The sequence below is a fragment of the Saccharospirillum sp. HFRX-2 genome (genome assembly GCF_043196805.1).
In the GTDB taxonomy this organism is placed as follows: domain Bacteria; phylum Pseudomonadota; class Gammaproteobacteria; order Pseudomonadales; family Natronospirillaceae; genus Saccharospirillum.
Map to the genome: position 1 here is coordinate 1,359,381 of NZ_JBEBMU010000001.1, position 15,324 is coordinate 1,374,704.

Here is a 15,324-nt window from a genome sequence, read left to right on the forward strand (position 1 = left end):
AAAAGACGGCACAGTTACGTCAAAACAGCGACCACCAACACCCGCGACGACCAACAAGAGTTCTTATGAAACGAATACAGATACTGACGCCGCGTCTGGCCAACCAGATCGCTGCGGGTGAAGTGGTTGAACGACCGGCGTCGGTGATCAAGGAGCTGCTGGAAAATTCGCTCGACGCTGGTGCCAATCGCATCGATGTGGAGGTCGAAGCCGGTGGCGTGAAACTGATGCGTGTGCGCGATAATGGCGGCGGTATCGGTCGTGATGATTTGGCGTTGGCGCTGGCGCGTCATGCCACCTCCAAGATTTATAATCTGGACGATCTGGAAGCGGTGTCGTCGCTCGGTTTTCGCGGTGAAGCCCTGGCATCGGTTGCCTCTGTAGCGCGCTTGCTGCTGACCTCCAAACCGCCCGAGCAAGCCGAGGCCTGGCAGGTGAATACCCACGGCCAGGATATGGACACCGAGATCAGTCCGGCGGCGCACACCGACGGCACCAGCGTTGAAGTGCGCGATCTGTTTTTTAATACGCCGGCCCGCCGTAAATTTTTACGCACCGAAAAAACCGAATTTAATCATCTCGAAGAAGTCATCAAACGCCAGGCGCTGGCGCGGTTTGATGTCGGCTTTTCGCTGCGTCATAACAACCGCACCATTCATTCGTTGCGCGCGGCCACGACTCAGGCCGAGCAGGAACGTCGGGTTGCCCAATTGCTCAGCGCTGACTTTATGAATAATGCGCTGGTTATCGACGTTGAAGCTGCGGGTTTGCGGCTGACCGGCTGGATTGGATTGCCAACCTTTTCGCGCTCCATGCCGGATATGCAGTATTTCTTTGTGAACGGTCGGGTGGTGCGCGACAAGGTGATCGGTCATGCCGTTAAGCAGGCTTATCGCGATGTGCTCTATCACGGTCGACATCCCTGCTTTGTGTTGTATTTATCGCTCGATCCGGCCGGTGTGGATGTCAACGTTCACCCGACCAAACACGAAGTACGTTTTCGTGATCAGCGTCTGGTGCACGACTTTCTGTTCCGCCAATTGCACCGTGTGCTGGCCGATGTCCGGCCCGATGCCAATAACGATCCGGTCATGGCGCGCGCGCCCCAGCCGGCGCCGGCAACCGGTTTGGCTGCGGGTGAATTTGCCGGTCAGCAGCGCATGGATATGTCGCCGCAGAGCTATTCACCGTCCGCTTTTGCGCCTCAGGGCAATCGCTCGGAAAGCTCAGTCAGCGAGCAGATTGGTTTTTATCAATCGCTGCAGGCGAACCCTCAGCCCGGCCCACGCCTGGATGATTTGGCGTTAAACACGCCGCCGTTGCCGGAAGCAGTCGATGATGTGCCGCCGCTGGGTTTTGCGGTTGCCCAGTTGCACGGCATTTATATTTTGTCGCAAAGCCGTCTGGGTTTGATCGTCGTCGATATGCATGCCGCGCATGAGCGCATTACCTACGAGCGCATGAAAACCCAATACGATCAGCAGGGCATTCAGGCGCAGCCGGTGTTAGTGCCGCAAAAACTCTCAGTCAGTGAACGCGAAGCCGATACCGCCGAAGAATTCGCGAACTTGTTGGCGCAGTTTGGTCTGGTGATTGAACGGCTCGGTCCGGAAGCTTTGATCGTGCGGCAGACGCCGGTTTATTTGCAGCAGGCCGAAGTCGAACCGCTGGTGCGTTCAGTGCTGGCTGACTTTATGACCCACGATACTTCGGACGCCATCATCGCCCGGCGCGATGAAATTCTGTCGACCATGGCCTGTCATGGTTCGGTGCGCGCCAATCGCAAATTGACCATTCCCGAGATGAACGCCTTGCTGCGTGATATGGAGCGCACCGAGCGTTCCGGTCAGTGCAACCACGGTCGGCCGACCTGGACTCAACTGAGTCTGGACGATCTCGATAAGCTGTTTTTGCGAGGACGTTAGTGGCGACCGATCTGCCCCGCGCCATCTTCCTGACCGGCCCGACCGCGGCCGGAAAAACCGATCTGTCGTTGATGCTGGCCGATGAATTTAATGGCGAAATCGTCAGCGTCGATTCGGCGCAGGTCTATATCGGCATGGACATTGGCACCGCCAAACCCGATGCCGCCATCCAGGCACAGGTGCCGCATCATCTGCTCGATCTATGCGACCCCGCGGTCAGTTATTCAGCGGCCAATTTCCGCGATGACGCTCTGGCGGCGATGACCGATATCACCGAGCGCGGGCGATTGCCGATTCTGGTCGGTGGCACGGCGCTTTATTTCAAAGCGCTGGTGCAACCCATGGCGGCAATGCCGCCGGCCGATGCAGAAGTGCGTGCGCAATTGCAAAGCTGGCTGGATGAAGCCGGGCTCGATGCCCTGGTCGCCGAACTGCAGCGTGTCGATACCGCCGCCTGGGAACGTATTGATCGACAAAATCCGGCGCGGGTGTTGCGTGCTTTGGAAGTGCAGCGCGTCAGCGGTCGTCCCATTTCCGAATTCTGGGCGGCTTCGGCGCATGACGGCCGAGGTGGGCTGAGTGCGTCGGCGCTGGACGATTTTCCCTGGCAGGTGGTGCAGTTTGCCGTTGCGCCGGATGAACGCTCGGTTCTGCATCAACGCATCGAACAGCGTTTTCAGTTGATGTTGGCCGGTGGTTTCCAAGCCGAAGTGGAGCGCCTCTATCAGCGCGGTGACCTGCATCTGGATCTGCCTTCCATTCGCGCCGTTGGCTATCGGCAGATGTGGCACTATCTGGCGGGCGAGCTGGAACACGCTCAGATGGTGGCCTCGGGCATTGCCGCTACCCGTCAGTTGGCCAAACGTCAATTGACCTGGATGCGTGGCTGGCAGGGTTTGCATTGGCTGGATTCGCAAGCACCAGATTTGTTCGAACAAGCGCGGCAAAGGTTGCGTAAAAAGGTAACGTAAAGCGAAATTTAGGTGACTACCGACCATCCACAAGCTTCAGCTTTTCGCCTACAATGTGCGGAAGATTTTCGTGATTGCGACCGGGCCGGTTGCGGTTACTGCACTGTTAAAGCATCGCAGCGGTAACCGGGCCACCCTGCCAGACTTTTTGTCAGCCGGGTGCCCTCCAGCATGGAGGCAGATGGCGACGCTGGTGCCAATCACCTGGCGCCCGGATTACTTCGGGCGGGAACGATACTTATAATCCTTCATTAAAAGGAGTCCGACATGTCAAAAGGGCACTCGTTACAAGACCCTTTCCTGAACGCCCTGCGCAAAGAGCGCATCCCTGTCTCCATCTTTCTGGTTAACGGCATCAAGCTGCAGGGTCAGATTGAAAGCTTTGATCAGTTTGTCATTCTGCTGAAGAACACCGTCAGCCAGATGGTTTATAAGCATGCCATTTCAACCGTCGTTCCGGCCCGTAACGTCAAAATCGCTCATGAAGGCGATGAAGCGGTGGCTGAATAAAGCCGGCGTCGACGTCCTCTGTCTGGATAGCCCGGCGAAGCCGGGCTCGGAGAGTCTGATTGTTTTTTGAACGTGTCGAAGGTGGGGACCGGGCTGTCCTGGTCCACATCGACTTTCCCGAGTCCGACGATCGGGAAGATCCCCAGGAGTTCGAAGAACTGGTGGTGTCTGCGGGTGGTGAGCCGGCCGCTTTTATTGGTGGTTCGCGTTCCAGGCCGCACCCGAAGTATTTTGTCGGTCCCGGTAAGCTGGATGAAATTAAGGCGGCGGTCGCCAGTACCGACGCTGAAGTGGTGTTGTTTAACCACAGTCTCAGCCCTTCTCAGGAACGTAACGTCGAGCGCGCCGTCGAGTGCCGCGTGCTTGATCGTACCGGTCTGATTCTCGATATCTTTGCGCAACGCGCCCGCACCCACGAAGGTAAATTGCAGGTTGAGCTGGCCCAGTTGCAATACCAGAGCACTCGCCTGGTGCGTGGCTGGACCCATTTGGAGCGCCAGAAGGGTGGTATCGGTTTGCGCGGTCCGGGTGAAACCCAGCTGGAAACCGACCGCCGTCTGTTGCAGGCGCGCATCAGCAGCATTCACCGCCGTCTGGAAAAGGTGGAGAAACAGCGTAATCAGGGCCGCCGTGCGCGCACCCGTTCCGATACCCCGACCGTCTCGCTGGTGGGTTACACCAACGCCGGTAAGTCGACGCTGTTTAATGCTTTGACGCAATCTGAGGTCTATGCTGCGGATCAGTTGTTTGCGACCCTGGACCCAACGCTGCGTCGGCTCAGCATTCCCGACATGGGCGACATTGTACTGGCCGATACGGTAGGCTTTATTCGACATTTGCCGCATAAATTAGTGCAGGCATTTAAGGCAACATTGCAGGAAACGGCAGAAGCGGATCTGCTGCTGCATGTGATCGACAGCGCCGACGAAGACCGGGTTGAGAACATCGAGCAAGTTGAAGCCGTACTAGAAGAAATTGGCTCGCTCGACATTCCCCGGCTGGAAATTTTCAACAAGATCGACCTGCTGGATGACTTTGCACCAGCGATCGAACGCGACGATCAGGGCATGCCGATCCGCGTCTGGGTTTCGGCTCAGCGTGGTGACGGTTTGGCCTTGATTCAGGCGGCCATTGCCGAGCGTTTGGGTGATGACGTCATCGCCCAGCAGCTGGCATTGGCGCCGAGCGAATCGGCATTGCGCGCAGCGCTCTATCAACAGAACGCTGTGCTGGGCGAAGCCTATGACGATGCCGGCAATGCCTTACTGGATGTACGCATTCAGAAGAAAGACCTGAAGCAACTGGTCAAGCACAACGGACTTGAGTTATCGCGCTTCGGGTTGGCGGAAGCCAAAGAACATTTTGAACATTGATGGTGGGTTTTTTGAACGTTGATGCAGTGCATCGCCCGACATCGAAACGGACGGAACACTTGAGAAACGGAGACGACCATGGCGTGGAATGAACCACCAAATGGCAATAATAACGATCAGGATCCCTGGGGGAACCGTCGCCGTCGTGGCAATAACGATGGTCCGCCGGATCTGGACGAGCTGTTAAAACAATTCAACGACAAACTGAGCAAATGGTTTGGCGGTGGTAAAGGCAACAAGGGCGGTGGCTCCAATAAAGGCGGCGGCTCTGCCGGCGGCCTGGGCGCCATTGTCGGCATCCTGGTGGTGCTGGTGGTTGGCTATGCCATCTACGACTCCATCTACACCGTTGATGAATCCGAGCGCGCCGTGGTGTTGCGTCTGGGTCAGTTCCACGCGCTGGAAACGCCCGGGCTGCACTTCAAAGTGCCGTTCATCGATACCATCGACCAGAAGGTGAACGTTACCGAAGTGCGTTCTTACCGCCATCAGTCGAGCATGTTGACCGGTGATGAGAACATCGTTTCGGTCACCATGACGGTGGAATATCGTGCCGTTAATGCGCGTGACTTCGCCTTGAACGTCCGTCAGCCGGAAACCTCACTGGCTAACGCCGCTGAATCAGCGCTGCGCCACGTGATGGGTAGTGCAACCCTGGAGCAGGCGCTGACCGTCGGTCGTGACGCCATTCAGGTGGCGGTGCGCGAACGTCTGCAGAACTACCTGACGTCTTACAACGTCGGTATTGAGCTGGCGCAGTTGAACATCAACGACACCTCGCCGCCTTCCGCGGTGCAGGACGCCTTCGATGACGTGATTAAAGCGCGCGAAGACGAACAGCGTCTGATCAACCAAGCCCAGGCTTACGCCAACCAGATTCTGCCGGTCGCCGAAGGTAATGCCCGTCGGCAATTGGAAGAAGCTCAGGGTTATAAAGAGCAGGTTGTGGCACGCGCCACCGGTGAAGCGGATCGTTTCAGCGATATCCTGGCGGCTTACAACGAAGCGCCGGATGTAACGCGTCAGCGTCTGTATCTGGAAACCCTGTCGAACATCTATGAAAACGCGCCCAAGGTGCTGATGGATGTCGAGAACGGCAACAACATGATGTACCTGCCGCTGGATCAGCTGCGTCGTAACGCAACTGGCAGCAGTGGTGGCAGTGCCAGCGGCGGCGGTAACGGCGGTGGCAGCGACATTAATAATCTGTCGAGCAGCGAAATTCAGAATCTGACTGATCAGATTCTGGGTGAGCTGGATCGTCGTCGCAGTGGCAACTGAGGAGCGAGACAATGAGCAATCGTAATGCACTGGTTCTGGTCGTGCTCGCCCTCTTGGTGTTTCTCGGCATTCAGAGTCTGTTTGTCGTCACCGAAAAAGAGCGCGCCATCAAACTGAAATTTGGTGAAGTGGTTCAGGCGGATTTGCCGCCGGGGCTGCACTTCAAAATTCCGTTTATTGAAGATGTGCGCAAGTTCGACCGCCGTATCATCACCCTGGATACCGACCCGGAACGCTTTATCACCAGCGAGCAGAAAGGTCTGGAAGTCGACGCCTATATCCAATGGCGCATCGACAACGTGCGTGACTACTACACCGCCACCAGTGGTGGTGACCTGTTCCGCGCCAATTCCATTCTGGAAAGCCGGATTAACTCCGGTCTGCGTGATGCCTTCGGTCTGCGTACGCTGCGTGAAGTGGTGTCCGGCCGTGGTCAGGAAGAGCCGCTGTCGACCGGTGGTCGCATCGAAGATGAAGGTGAGCGTGATCGCTTAATGCGCCAGGTCACCCAGCAAATTAACCAGTTTGCTGATGGCCTGGGTATCGAAGTGATCGACATCCGCATCAAGGCCATCGACCTGCCGCAGGAAGTATCGCAGGACGTGTTCAGCCGGATGCGCTCCGACCGTGAACAGGAAGCGCGCCGTTTCCGTTCTAACGGTGAACGCCAGGCCGAAGAGATTCGCGCCTCGGCCGATCGTCAGCGCACGGTGATTCTGGCTGAAGCCTTCCGTGAAGCCGAGCAGCTGCGTGGTGAAGGCGATGCCCAAGCCTCGCGCATTTACTCCAGCTCCTTCGGTCAGGATGAAAACTTCTACGCCTTCTACCGCAGCTTGCAGGCCTATCGCGAAAGCTTCAGCGAAGGCAGCGACCTGATGGTGCTGGATCCGGAAAGCGACTTCTTCCGCTTTATGCGGGATCAAAATGGCGCTAACTGACGCTTAACGGGAGCGGAGCGCCGCCCGGACGGGAGACGCTGAAAAGTGAAAAACCCCTTGGGGGTTTCCCGTCCTAAGTGTAGAATTCGTTAACCGGGCTCCTTGCCCGGTTTTTTTGTGCCCAATGAATGGTTTTTTGCTGTGAGTAGCCGTCTTGGGGTTCTTTAAACGCAGATCGCAAATGGAATAGTGTCCTGGCATGACCATCGCTGAACGCTGGCTTTTGCCGGACGGCATCGAAGAAATTCTGCCGCCGGAAGCCGCACGCATCGAGGCGCTTCGCCGCCTGTTGCTCGACGAATATCGCGCCTGGGGGTATGACCTGGTTATACCGCCGAACGCCGAATACCTCGAATCCCTGTTGACCGGCGTCGGCCACGACCTGGATCTGCTGACCTACAAGCTGACCGATCAGGCCACGGGCCGGTTAATGGGCCTGTCGGCCGATAAAACCCAGCAAGTCGCCCGTCTGGATGCGCATTCGATGCCGCGCCAGGGCGTGTCTCGTTACTGCTATTCCAGCGACATTCTGCACGCCCGCGCCACGCACTTGCTGTCCAGTCGCAGCCCGATTCAGATCGGCGCTGAGCTGTACGGTTATTCCGGCCGTGAAAGCGATGTCGAAATCGTCTCGCTGATGCTGGCGTCGCTGACCAAAGCCGGCCTTGCTGAGGTATCGCTGGATTTGGGGCATATCGGCATTTACCGCGCCTTGATTGAAGGTGCCGAACTCGGCGCTGACGCTCAGGCCGAGCTGTTTGAACTGCTGCGTCTGCGGGCGCTGCCGGATCTGCGCACCTGGCTGGAAAAAGCCGAGCTGGATAAACCTTACAAAGGCTGGCTGGCGATGTTGCCGGAATGCCACGGCTCTATCGATGCATTAAGCGAATGGCGCCAGGCTTTCGACGGCGCTCCGCAAAGCGTTTTTGAAGCGCTCGATACCCTCGAAGGCATCGCGCGGCTGTTGCGTGAACGCTTCCCGGAACTGCGCATCCACCTCGATCTGGCGGAACTGCGCGATTACAACTACCACACCGGTCTGGTGTTCTCGGCGTTCGTGCCGGGCTTTGGTCAGCCGGTTGCCAAGGGCGGTCGTTACGACGCCACCGGCAAGGTGTTTGGCCGGTCGCGTCCGGCGACGGGTTTTTCTTCCGACCTGAAAATCCTCGCCAGCCAGACACTCGGTCAATGGCACGAAGCGGCCGCTATTTTGGCACCCGCTGCGGGACCGGCGGGTTTGGATGCAAAAATTACCGAGTTACGCGCCGAGGGCGAGCGGGTAATTCAGGTGTTCAGCGACCAGACGCATCTGGACGAACTGAACTGTGATCGTGAACTGGTGCAGCAAGGCGAACGCTGGACCGTACAACCTTTAACCAAGCAACAGGCAAACTAACGATGGGCAAAAACGTTGTCGTACTCGGCACCCAATGGGGTGACGAAGGCAAAGGCAAGATCGTTGATCTACTGACCGAAAAAGCCGCCGCTGTGGTGCGCTTTCAGGGCGGCCACAACGCCGGTCATACACTGGTCATTGATGGCGTCAAAACCGCACTGCATCTGATTCCATCCGGCATTTTGCGCCAAGGCGTCAGCTGCATCATCGGTAATGGCGTGGTGTTGTCCATCGAAGCGCTGTTGACTGAGATGGCCATGCTCGAAGAGCGCGGTGTTCCGGTGCGAGAGCGGCTGAACATCAGCCAGGGTTGCCCGCTGATTTTGCCGGTGCACATTGCGCTGGATCAGGCGCGTGAAAAGCGTCGCGGTAATGCAAAAATCGGTACCACAGGACGCGGTATTGGCCCGGCTTACGAAGATAAGGTCGCGCGTCGCGGCGTGCGTCTGGGCGATGTGTTCCAGGACGATTTCGAAGCCAAGCTGACTGAGTTGATGGATTACCACAACTTCGCGCTGACCGGTTATTACGGTGAGCCGGCCATCGATGTGAAGAAGACCTTGGCCGAAACCCGCGAACAGGCGGAAAAAATCCGCGATATGATCGTCGACACCGTCAGCAAGGTGCACGGTATCCGCGAAGCCGGTGGCGATATCATGTTTGAAGGCGCTCAGGGTTCGTTGCTGGATATCGATCACGGCACCTATCCCTACGTGACCTCGTCCAGCACTACCGCTGGCGGTGTGTCGACGGGTTCCGGAGTCGGTCCTTTGTATCTGGATCAGATCATGGGCATCACCAAGGCCTACACCACGCGCGTTGGTGCCGGTCCCTTCCCGACCGAATTGTTTGACGACGATGGCAAACACCTGGCCAAACAAGGCAACGAGTTTGGTACCACCACTGGCCGTCCGCGTCGCTGTGGCTGGTTCGATGCGGTGCTGGTGCGTCACTCCATTCGCATCAACTCCATCAATGCCATCTGCCTGACCAAGCTGGACGTGCTTGATAACCTCAAGACCGTCAAAGTCTGCACCGGTTATCAGGACGAAAACGGCCAGGCGGTGGAATGGCCGGCCTCTGCGGAAGCGTTTGAAAAAGTGACGCCGGTTTACGAAGAGCTGCCAGGCTGGCAACAATCAACCGTTGGCGCGCGTTCGCTGGACGACTTGCCGACCGAAGCACGCGACTATATCGCTTATTTGGAAAAGGCGATCGGGGCCCCCATCGACATCGTGTCGACCGGTCCGGACCGCACCGAAACCATAGTGTTGCGGCATTCGTTCGACATTCAGTAACGACGCACAACATACCGATGGCACTGCGGTTATACTCATCTAAAGTGATGTCAGCCGAGTGCCATCCATTATTCATTTAAGGACACTTTCCTATCAGTCGAGATTCTAACGCTGACCCGCACCACAAGCGGGAAGCTGAAAAATACGAAAACCCCATTCCCAGCCGGGAATTCATTCACGCCCACCTGGAACAACGCCAGGGGCCGGCGACGCACCCTGAACTGTGCGCCGAGCTGGGCCTCACCGGCGAAGACGATATCGAAGCGCTGCGCCGCCGTCTGATCGCCATGGTCCGTGACGGCCAATTACTCTGTTCGCGCAAAGGCGCCTTCGGCCTGATCGACAAAATGGACCTGATTAAAGGTCGCGTTCAGGGTCATCCCGACGGTTTTGGTTTTCTGATTCCAGAGCAGGGCGGCAAAGATTTTGTGCTCACCCATCGCCAGATGCGCTGCTGTTTTGACGGCGATATTGTGCTGGCGCGCAAAGGCGAGCGCGATCATCGCGGCCGAATCGAAGCCATCATTGTCGAAGTGCTGGAACAGAACACCCAGGAACTGGTCGGCCGTTATTCCAGTGAAGGCGGTTTTGGCCGCGTACTGCCGGAAAACCGCCGCGTCAGCCACGATATTTTAATTCCCCCGGGCGATGAAGCCGGCGCCCAGGAAGGCGATGTGGTTGTGGTCAGCATTATTGAGCAACCCAAAATTCGTCGTCAGCCAATCGGTAAAGTCAGCGAAGTGCTGGGCCAGCATATGGACCCGGGCATGGAAATCGACATCGCGCTGCGCACCTACGATATTCCGCACACCTGGCCGTACGAAGTTGAAGAAGAAATCACCGGCTTGAGTGACACCGTCGATGAGGCCGACAAAGCCAATCGCATCGATCTGCGCGACAAAGCCTTCGTCACCATCGATGACGAAACCGCGCGTGATTTCGACGACGCCATCTTCGCCGAACCGGTACCAGGCGGCGGCTGGAAGCTTTATGTGGCCATTGCCGATGTTTCTCATTACGTCGAAGTCGGCGCACCGCTGGATGTCGAAGCGCGTTCGCGTGGCACCTCGGTCTACTTCCCCGAGCAGGTTATTCCTATGCTGCCGGAAGTGCTGTCCAACGGTCTCTGTTCGCTGAACCCTGAAGTCGATCGACTGACGCTGGTTTGTGAAATGACCGTTACTGCACGCGGCGATATTCAGTCCTATCGTTTTATGGAAGGGCTGATTTATTCGCATGCGCGCCTGACTTATTCCAAAGTCGGCCCGGCTCTCGATCCGGAAACCGCCACCGAAGCGCGTGCTGAAATCGAACGCGATCACGGTGCCTTGGTGTTGAAAAATATCACCACCTTGCGCGAGCTGTTTAAGCTGTTCCGGTTCCAGCGTCAGCATCGCGGTGCCATCGATTTTGAGACCACCGAAACCCGCATCGTGTTCGATGACGATCGTAAGATCGATCGCATCGTGCCCAGCCAGCGCAACGACGCTCACCGCCTGGTCGAAGAGTGCATGCTCTCGGCCAACGTCTGCGCCGCGGACTTCCTGCAACAGCTGGAAATTCCTGCGCTCTATCGAGTGCACGATGTACCTTCGGCCGAACGTCTGGAAAACCTGCGCGCTTATCTGGGTCAACTGGCGTTGGATCTGTCCGGTGGTGAAAAACCCCACGCCCGCGATTACCAAAAGCTGTTGGCGACCATCAAAGGCCGGGAAGATTTCAACCTGATCCAGACCATGATGCTGCGTTCCATGAATCAGGCGGTCTATCAGCCGGACAACATCGGTCACTTCGGCTTGGCGTTCGAAGCCTACACCCATTTCACCTCGCCGATTCGTCGTTATCCGGATTTGCTGGTGCATCGCGCCATTCGTTCGGTGATTCGCTCGGACAAGAAAACCAAGCTGGTTAATCGTGTCGAGGGTGCACCCAAGCTGGATGCGCAGAACATCTATCCCTACGACTACGCCGCCATGCTGGAATTGGGCGAACATTGCTCAATGACCGAGCGTCGCGCCGACGAAGCCACCTGGGATGTGGTCGCCTGGTTGAAGTGCGAATACATGAAAGATCACGTCGGTGATGAATATGAAGGCTCGGTGTCTTCGGTCACCAACTTCGGTTTGTTCGTGCAGCTCGATGACGTCTACGTCGATGGTTTGGTGCATGTGTCGTCGCTGCAAAGTGACTACTACCAGCTCGATGAAACCGCTCACCGTCTGGTCGGTGAACGCACCCGTGTCAGCTATGGCCTGGGTGATCGTCTAACCGTGCGGGTAGTGCGCGTTGATCTGGATGATCGCAAGATCGACTTCGAACTGGCCGATGGCGAGGTGCGTAAAGTTAAGCACCCGGGTCCGGCGGCGGGCAAAAAGAAAGCCGGCGCTAAAAAGGCCGGTGCCAAAAAAGCCAGTTCCAAAAACACCCAGTCCGATAAGCCCAATCGCAAGCGCAAACGCCGTACTTAAGGTTGCTAGTTGATGTCAGACGTTCAATGGATTTATGGCTTGCACGCTTGCCAGAGCGCGCTGGAAAACCAAGCCGACCGCGTGCGCGAACTGGTGCTGCTGAAAGGTCGTCAGGATAAACGCATCCAGGCGGTGCTCGACCAGGCGCGTACCGGCGGCATCAAATTCCGCTGGCTGGAGCGTGATGCTTTCGAGCGCCTGGTGCATCAGCAGCAACTGGGCGATGCCCGTCATCAGGGTGTGTTGATTCAGATGCTGGCCGCGCCGGTGCTCGATGAAGCGGGCCTGGAAGAACTGCTGGATGGTTTGCAGCGGCCCGCCTTGTTGCTGGTGCTCGATGGAGTCACTGACCCGCATAACATCGGCGCCTGTTTGCGTTCCGCCGACGCTGCCGGCGCCGATGCGGTCATCGTACCCAAAGACAAATCCGCCAGCCTGACGCCGACGGCGGTGAAAATCGCCAGCGGCGCGGCCGATACCGTCCCCTTTGTTGTCGTCACCAACCTGGCGCGCACCCTGGAACAGATCAAGGCGCGCGGCATTTGGGTATACGGTGCGGCCGGCGAAGCCCAGGCGTCACTCTATCAGAGTGATTTCAGAGGCGCCGTTGCGCTGGTGCTGGGCGCCGAAGGTAAAGGTCTGCGGCGCTTAACGCGCGATACCTGCGATGGCCTCTTTATGATCCCCATGGCCGGTCAGGTGAGCAGCCTGAATGTCTCAGTCGCCGCCGGTATCTCCCTGTTTGAAGCGGTTCGGCAGCGTTTGCCTAGCTGAACTCCAGTTTTTTCTCTCTGCTAACGGGCGCTCTGACAGCGCCCGTTTTTCTTTGCAACTCCCCAACTCATCTCAACTCTTTTCAACCCTAGGGCGGACAGATGTGCGCCCTTTTCCATTTCCTCCCCTCACAGGCCCCGTATGCTGATAACAGGGCTGGATCGGCCCCAAGCGGCATTGCCTATAGGGACTCAAGGGAAAAGTTGGCGGTGCTCCTTTCATTCAACTTGATAGGAAGGTGAGTTCCATGATCAATCCAATCCGTACCCTGACTGCTGGCCCGGGCCTTGAAGCCCGCTACCTGATTCTTGGCGATCGGCAGGGCGATCGTCTACCGCTGGTGTATTTGGGCGGCGCATTCCAGACCTGTGAGAACGTCGAGCGGACCTTGCGCCAAATCTATGCCCATCGCCAGGTGGTCATTATCGAAATGCCGGGCTTCGGCGATACACCGGTGGTGCCGCGCAGTGTGCCGACGGCAACCATCGCCGCCAGCGTCGGCCTGGTGGTTGAGCATCTCGATATCGGTCGGTTCGATCTGATTGGCTGCAGCTATGGCGGGCTCTTTGCGTTGGATGTCGCCGCACGTTTCCCCGACTCAGTAAGGCGCGTCATTCTGGCCGGCACCAGCCCCTTTCCAGCACCCACCGAGCGCGGCCTGCATCTGTGCCTGAACCTGCTTGAGCATGGCGAATATCAGTCTTTTGCTGAGTTATTTGCGCAATTGGCGATCACCTTGCCCAACCCGACCAAACGCAAACTGTTGCGTCAGCGGTTGTTGGTATCGCTGGCCGAACGGCCCGAGTCGGTCTACGAACGCTTCCGCGAGAACACCCAGCGGCTGTTGCTGATGAAGTCGATTCCGCCATTCACCCACCATCCAACCCTATTGCTCGACGGCGAGGCCGACACCTTCACCGATCCGGGCTGGATGCTGAAACAGGCGCGGCTCAACGACAACCTCAGCGTCGACCTGCTGCCGGGTTGCGACCACTTCTTCCATATCGAAGACAAGGCCGCCACCGCCCGGGCGATAGGTGACTATCTGGATTGTGATCTAAGCCAGCCGGAGCGGCGTTTAGCCTGATTGGTTCGTTAAACAATTAAAAGGGGGAGCTAAGCTCCCCCTTTTTTGATCAGCAGATCAGTTAGGCAACCAACTCATCCAAAAAGCTGGTGCCATAATCCATGGCCGGCAGGTCGAAATAATCCGCCAGTGTCTGGCCGATGTCGGCGAAGGTTTCCCGCTCGCCCAGATTCACTGCCTGCATCTGCTTGCCGTACACCAACACCGGAATGTGCTCGCGGGTGTGGTCGCTGCCGGGCCAAGTAGGGTCGCAGCCGTGGTCGGCGGTCATCACCAGGATGTCGTCATCAGCCAGGATGTTCAGTAATTCTGGCAGGCGTTCATCAAAGCGTTCCAGGGCTGCGGCGTAACCGGCGACGTCGCGACGGTGGCCGTAGGATGAATCGAAATCGACAAAGTTGGTGAACACGATGCTGCGATCGTGCGCCGCTTTCACTTGCTCCAGGGTGGCATCGAACAGCGCATCCAGACCGGTGGCCTTTACCTTGCGGCTGATGCCGACCTGAGCGTAGATATCGGCGATCTTGCCGATGGAAATCACTTCGCCGTTGTTCTCAGTTAGCTTCTGCAAAATGGTTGGGCTCGGTGGTGGTACCGCCAGATCACGACGGTTACCGGTGCGCTGAAAGCTGTCGGCATCGGCGCCGATAAAGGGGCGGGCGATCACCCGGCCAATGTTGTATTCATCGACCAGCTCGCGCGCCACGGTGCAGACTTCCATTAAACGATCTAACCCGAAGGTCTCTTCGTGGCAGGCAATCTGAAACACACTGTCGGCCGAGGTGTAGACGATGGGTTTGCCGGTGGCGCAGTGTTCTTCGCCCAGGCGTTTGATGATTTCGGTGCCTGAAGCGTGGCAGTTGCCGAGTACGCCGGGCAGGTTGCAACGTTCAATTAAATCGTTGAGCAGACTGGGCGGAAAGGAGTTTTCTTCATCTTTAAAGTAACCCCAGTCGGTCAGCACCGGCACGCCGGCGATTTCCCAGTGGCCGCTCGGGGTGTCTTTGCCGCTCGACAGTTCGCGCGCGTAACCGAAGCTGCCGGTAAAGGCCTCGCCGGTTTGCATGCCGGCCGGCACCTGGCCGCCGGCGCTGTCGGTGGCGGCCTGAACCAGCCCAAGGCGGGTCAGGTTGGGCAGTTGCAAGGCGCCGGAGCGGCCTTTATCAGCCTTGCCTTCGGCGCACCATTGGGCGATATGGCCCAGCGTATTGGCGCCGACATCGCCAAAGCGGTCGGCGTCGGCGCTGGCGCCAATGCCGAATGAATCAAGAACCAGAATAATGGCGCGTGCCATGGCAAATCT

12 protein-coding genes are annotated in these 15,324 nt (G+C 57.6%); 11 read left to right on the top strand and 1 reads right to left on the bottom strand.

What is annotated here, in order from left to right:
* Nucleotides 1-65: 65 nt before the first annotated feature.
* The 11 genes from mutL to ABMA60_RS06405 all read left to right on the top strand — a co-directional run bounded on the left by mutL (nt 66) and on the right by ABMA60_RS06405 (nt 14,021).
* Complete coding sequence (mutL, locus tag ABMA60_RS06355) at nt 66-1,925, top strand: DNA mismatch repair endonuclease MutL (RefSeq protein ID WP_392800303.1); 1,860 nt, start codon at nt 66-68, stop codon at nt 1,923-1,925.
* On the top strand, nt 1,925-2,896 hold the full coding sequence (gene miaA / locus ABMA60_RS06360; RefSeq protein ID WP_392800305.1) for a tRNA (adenosine(37)-N6)-dimethylallyltransferase MiaA: 972 nt from the start codon (nt 1,925-1,927) through the stop codon (nt 2,894-2,896). The genes mutL and miaA overlap by 1 nt, the downstream gene beginning before the upstream one ends.
* A 267-nt stretch (nt 2,897-3,163) precedes the next feature.
* Nucleotides 3,164-3,406 carry an RNA chaperone Hfq gene (gene hfq, locus ABMA60_RS06365; protein WP_108124953.1) on the top strand — a complete coding sequence of 81 codons (243 nt, stop codon included), beginning with the start codon at nt 3,164-3,166 and terminating at the stop codon, nt 3,404-3,406.
* 59 nt (nt 3,407-3,465) lie between these two features.
* On the top strand, nt 3,466-4,779 hold the full coding sequence (gene hflX, locus ABMA60_RS06370; RefSeq protein ID WP_392800309.1) for a ribosome rescue GTPase HflX: 1,314 nt from the start codon (nt 3,466-3,468) through the stop codon (nt 4,777-4,779).
* Nucleotides 4,780-4,857: 78 nt separating this feature from the next.
* Nucleotides 4,858-6,060, top strand: a complete 1,203-nt coding sequence (gene hflK, locus ABMA60_RS06375; RefSeq protein ID WP_392800312.1) for an FtsH protease activity modulator HflK — start codon at nt 4,858-4,860, stop codon at nt 6,058-6,060.
* 11 nt (nt 6,061-6,071) lie between these two features.
* The gene (gene hflC / locus ABMA60_RS06380) at nt 6,072-6,998 is read left to right on the top strand and encodes a protease modulator HflC (protein ID WP_392800315.1); all 927 of its coding nucleotides are present in this window, start codon (nt 6,072-6,074) and stop codon (nt 6,996-6,998) included.
* 199 nt (nt 6,999-7,197) lie between these two features.
* Nucleotides 7,198-8,394 (top strand): ATP phosphoribosyltransferase regulatory subunit, encoded by a 1,197-nt coding sequence (locus ABMA60_RS06385; RefSeq protein ID WP_392800317.1) that lies wholly within the window; start codon nt 7,198-7,200, stop codon nt 8,392-8,394.
* A gap of 2 nt (nt 8,395-8,396) precedes the next feature.
* Nucleotides 8,397-9,692, top strand: a complete 1,296-nt coding sequence (locus ABMA60_RS06390) for an adenylosuccinate synthase (RefSeq protein ID WP_392800319.1) — start codon at nt 8,397-8,399, stop codon at nt 9,690-9,692.
* A gap of 92 nt (nt 9,693-9,784) precedes the next feature.
* On the top strand, nt 9,785-12,160 hold the full coding sequence (gene rnr / locus ABMA60_RS06395) for a ribonuclease R (RefSeq protein ID WP_392800430.1): 2,376 nt from the start codon (nt 9,785-9,787) through the stop codon (nt 12,158-12,160).
* A 12-nt stretch (nt 12,161-12,172) separates the two neighbouring features.
* The gene (gene rlmB, locus ABMA60_RS06400; protein WP_392800322.1) at nt 12,173-12,934 is read left to right on the top strand and encodes a 23S rRNA (guanosine(2251)-2'-O)-methyltransferase RlmB; all 762 of its coding nucleotides are present in this window, start codon (nt 12,173-12,175) and stop codon (nt 12,932-12,934) included.
* A 247-nt stretch (nt 12,935-13,181) separates the two neighbouring features.
* Entirely contained in the window at nt 13,182-14,021 is an 840-nt protein-coding gene (locus ABMA60_RS06405; protein WP_392800324.1) for an alpha/beta fold hydrolase, read from the top strand.
* Nucleotides 14,022-14,082: 61 nt separating this feature from the next.
* Here ABMA60_RS06405 and ABMA60_RS06410 read toward each other — a convergent pair whose 3' ends face one another.
* Nucleotides 14,083-15,315, bottom strand: a complete 1,233-nt coding sequence (locus ABMA60_RS06410) for a phosphopentomutase (protein WP_392800327.1) — start codon at nt 15,313-15,315, stop codon at nt 14,083-14,085.
* Nucleotides 15,316-15,324 lie beyond the last annotated feature (9 nt).